The organism is Mycobacterium sp., assembly GCF_049585075.1.
GTDB lineage: Bacteria > Actinomycetota > Actinomycetes > Mycobacteriales > Mycobacteriaceae > Mycobacterium.
Map to the genome: position 1 here is coordinate 1 of NZ_JBAUZA010000147.1, position 3,112 is coordinate 3,112.

At 65.4% G+C, this 3,112-nt stretch carries 3 protein-coding genes; 1 reads left to right on the forward strand and 2 read right to left on the reverse strand.

The annotated features are described in order from the left end of the window. Both WB785_RS06960 and dapD read right to left on the reverse strand, forming a co-directional pair. A partial coding sequence (locus WB785_RS06960; RefSeq protein ID WP_424078073.1) for a PE family protein occupies positions 1-591 on the reverse strand: 591 nt, incomplete at its 3' end. Positions 592-954: 363 nt separating this feature from the next. Beyond that, complete coding sequence (gene dapD / locus WB785_RS06965) at positions 955-1,908, reverse strand: 2,3,4,5-tetrahydropyridine-2,6-dicarboxylate N-succinyltransferase (protein WP_424078075.1); 954 nt, start codon at positions 1,906-1,908, stop codon at positions 955-957. 25 nt (positions 1,909-1,933) lie between these two features. On the opposite strand from dapD, the gene dapE reads away from it, so the two are divergent. Further along, positions 1,934-3,007 (forward strand): succinyl-diaminopimelate desuccinylase, encoded by a 1,074-nt coding sequence (gene dapE / locus WB785_RS06970; RefSeq protein WP_424078076.1) that lies wholly within the window; start codon positions 1,934-1,936, stop codon positions 3,005-3,007. Positions 3,008-3,112 lie beyond the last annotated feature (105 nt).

The window sequence follows — 3,112 nt, forward strand, 5'->3', positions numbered from 1 at the left end:
GCCGACCACCGAAGCCTGGCCCAGACCGGCCGCCACCGGGGTCGCGCCGACATTGGTCGCACCGGCCAGCGACAGGCCGCCCAACTCTGCACTCGCCGCGCCGGTCGCCTCGGTACCGCCACCCACACTGGCGGCAGCCGGGGCCGTTGCCTTAAGGCTTGAGGCCGCCGAGATAAACGGGTTACCTCCGAACATCCCGATCATGCTTCCGTTGGACAATGCGCCCGGGATCACGCCGAATTGCCCGAACTGAGTCAACTGGCCCAAGAGCGAGAAACCGCCCAACCCTGCTGCACCGGTCCCAGTCGAATTGGCGGCCTCGGTGGCGCCGTAGGAATCCGCACTGGTACCCAGCATTTGTACGAATGCCTGATGAATCGCCGTGGCATCCGCGCTCACCTGCTGGTAGAGGTTGCCGTAGGCGGTGAACTGGGTCGCCTGCAGCGCCGACACCTCGTCAGCGGCAGCGGGAGCCACACCCGTGGTCGAGGCGGCCGCCGATGCGTTCTGCGCGGCCAACGACGTACCGATGCCCTCCAGCTTGCCCGCCGCGTATTCCAATGCGTCAGGCTGAGTCGTCACAAAAGACATGTGTTTGCTCCTTTAGAGTTAGGTTGTCGAAAAAGGTCGACTTAGGTTCATTTCAGCAGACTTGCGCTGGTAGTGTGTCATGTTCAGCTGAATCCCGCGAATAGGGAAAAGCGCTGTGGCAAAAGCACTTTGAATTTGACGCTGTTACATACACCTTGGCAGGTTCATCAGCAATGCATAAGAGCTGTAAGTATGCTTAAAATTTGCTGTTAGTCACTGGCAGCGATCGGGGCGCAATGAACAGTTCGGGCGCGAGCTGGATAGCGCCGTTGGTCGGATTACACTGCGGCCCAACGATAACCGGGCATTTGGAGCGCGACGGATCGATAGAGGCGTCGCCGGCGCCTGCGGGGTGGCGCCTGTTCAGTTGGCGTGCAGGTCCTCGTTCAGTGCGATACCGCGACCGTCGCGGGACACGACTTCCACAGCGCCGGTCACCGAGTTGCGACGGAACAGCATGTTACTGCCCCCGGATAGCTCACGCGCCTTGACCGAATTTCCTTCGGGCATCACGACTTTGGTGCCCGCAGTAACATACAGGCCGGCTTCGATGACGCAGTCGTCACCGAGTGAAATGCCCAGCCCCGCGTTGGCGCCGAGCAGACAATGCTTGCCGATGGAGATCACCTCGGTGCCACCACCGGACAGCGTTCCCATGATTGACGCGCCGCCGCCGATGTCGGAGCCGTCGCCGATTACCACGCCCGCCGAGATGCGGCCCTCGACCATCGAGGCGCCCAAGGTGCCGGCGTTGTAGTTGACGAATCCCTCGTGCATCACCGTCGTGCCCGACGCAAGATGGGCGCCCAACCGGACCCTGTCGGCGTCGGCAATACGCACCCCGGTCGGCAGGACGTAGTCGACCATCCGGGGAAACTTGTCCACGCCGTAGACGGCGACCGGGCCGCGACTGCGCAGCCGGGCCCGCACCGTCTCGAAACCCTCGACCGCGCAGGGCCCGTGGTTGGTCCACACCACATTGGTCAAGACGCCGAAGAAGCCATCGGCATTGAGCCCGTGCGGCGCGACCAGGCGATGCGAGAGCAAATGCAGTCGCAGATAGGCGTCGTACGCATCGACGGCTTTGTCGTCCAGCGAGCCGATCACGGTGCGCACCACCACGGTTTCGGTACCGCGGGCCTCGTCGCGTCCGGCCAGCGCGGCCAACTCGTCGGGAACCTCAGCCACCGAGAGCCGCACCGTACCGCCATCGCCGGATTCGATCAGTTCAGGTGCGGGGAACCAAGTGTCGAGGATCGACCCGTTGCCGGCCAACGTCGCCACCCCAATGCCGGAAGCTGCAGTCACGTGGCCCACGCTACCCACCCACTACGCTGGAATCGTGCTGGACCTCCGCGGCGACCCGATCGAGCTGACCGCAGCTCTGGTCGATATACCCAGTGAGTCGCGGCAGGAACAGCGCATCGCCGACGAGGTCGAAGCCGCGCTGGGGGCCCAGACTCCCCAAGCGTTGGGGTACGAGATCATCCGCAACGGCAATGCGGTGCTGGCGCGCACAGCGCTGGGCCGACCGACACGGGTTCTTCTCGCCGGGCACCTGGACACCGTCCCGGTGGCCGACAACCTGCCGAGCCGACGCGACGGTGATGCGCTATACGGCTGCGGCACCACCGACATGAAGTCGGGCGACGCCGTATTCCTTCATCTGGCCGCCACTGTCACCGCACCCGCACACGACCTGACGTTGGTGTTCTACGACTGCGAGGAAATCGATTCGGCCGCAAACGGTTTGGGACGCATCGAACGCGAGCTACCCGACTGGCTATCGGCCGACGTCGCGATCCTTGGTGAACCGACCGGCGGCTTCATCGAGGCGGGCTGTCAGGGCACGCTGCGGGTGGTCGTCCAGGCGACCGGAACCCGAGCCCACTCAGCGCGATCGTGGTTGGGCGACAACGCCATTCACAAGCTGGGCGCTGTGCTCGACCGACTGGCGGGCTATCAGCCCCGCAATGTAGAGATCGACGGCTGCACCTACCGCGAGGGATTGTCGGCGGTAAGGATCGATGGCGGTGTCGCCGGCAATGTCATACCCGACGCCGCGTCGGTGACGGTGAACTTCCGCTTCGCGCCTGACCGCTCAGCAGAGGCCGCATTGCGCCACGTCCATGAGGTTTTCGCCGGCCTCGACGTGCGGATCGAGCAGACCGACCTTGCCGCCGGTGCGCTGCCCGGGTTGTCCAAGCCCGCCGCCAAGGCTCTGGTCGAGGCCGCCGCCGGGCAGGTGCGAGCGAAATACGGGTGGACCGACGTGGCCCGGTTCGCCGCCCGGGGCATTGCCGCGGTCAACTACGGACCGGGCGACCCCAACCTGGCGCATACCCGCGACGAGCGGGTGCCCGTCGACCAGATCACCGCCGCGGTAGCGATGCTGCGGGAGTATCTGAGCAGCTAACCGCGCTGCGCCTGGGCGGATGCGTCGACGGCAGCCGGATGCAGCCCGCGGTCGGCCAAGCCGGCAGCCACGTCGGCCAGCGCCGCGGAATCACGACTGGCCAGC